Source organism: Shewanella sp. SP2S2-6 (assembly GCF_031931965.1).
In the GTDB taxonomy this organism is placed as follows: Bacteria; Pseudomonadota; Gammaproteobacteria; order Enterobacterales; family Shewanellaceae; genus Shewanella; species Shewanella baltica.
This window is the reverse complement of sequence record NZ_JAUOEQ010000074.1, coordinates 1-937: the sequence shown is the minus strand read 5'-3', so window position 1 is coordinate 937 and position 937 is coordinate 1. Positions and strand designations below refer to the sequence as shown.

The window sequence follows — 937 nt, the reverse complement described above, 5'->3', positions numbered from 1 at the left end:
AATTACTGGGCCAGAGAATTTGAGCTGTTGGGCCATAACGTCAAGCTAATCGCACCTCAATTTGTGGTGCCTTTTCGGCAAGGTAATAAAAATGACTACAACGATGCGCTAGCCATCGCTGAAGCTGCGCAGCGACCCAACATGCGGTTTGTAAAACCCAAAAGCGTTGAGCAGCAAGATGTGCAACTGCTCCACCGCATGCGCGAACGATTAACTAAACAATCAACCGCCTTAATCAATCAAGTCAGAGGGATGTTAGCGGAATACGGCATTGTGATAACCAAAAGTAAATCGGCTTTTAAAGTACAGTTCCCAGATATTTTAGCGGATGAAACCAATGCGCTGACTACCAAAGGTCGGGCCATTTTTTATCAGTTATATGAAGAGTTTAGTGATATAGAAAAACGGCTTAAGGGTTGTGACGTTCAAGTGCTCACTGAAACTAAGAACAATGTGATTTGCCAGCGTTTAGAAACTATCCCAGGTATTGGTCCAGTCACCGCTACCGCCTTTTATGCCGCCGCAGGTGATGGTAAAGATTTCAGTAATGGTAGACACTTTTCAGCTTGGTGTGGCTTGGTTCCCAAGCAACACAGCAGTGGAGGTAAAGATAACCTCCTTGGAATAAGCAAGCGGGGAAATGCTTACTTACGTACCCTGTTCATCCACGGCGCCAGAGCTGTGTTGCAACACAGTTGTCATAAACAGGATAAATTTAGTTGCTGGGCAATCCAGTTAGCAGAACGCCGAGGTTTTAACCGAGCCTGTGTAGCCGTCGCCAATAAACTCGCGAGAATGGCATGGGTTATCGCGGCGCATGACGAAGAATATCGACTTCCAGTATAGTGCTGAATAGATTCAATAAACGTTAATAATTAACCAACCAGCAAGTTGCTAAGACACTTGAATTGATGATGAGACAGTCAGACTGATCTAC

1 protein-coding gene is annotated in these 937 nt (G+C 45.0%); it reads left to right on the top strand.

Going from position 1 to position 937, the window contains the following annotated elements; translation table 11 throughout:
* The coding region (locus Q4Q57_RS22010) for an IS110-like element ISSba19 family transposase (RefSeq protein WP_311892035.1) at nt 1-846 on the top strand (846 nt) is incomplete at its 5' end.
* Between the last annotated feature and the right edge of the window lie 91 nt (nt 847-937).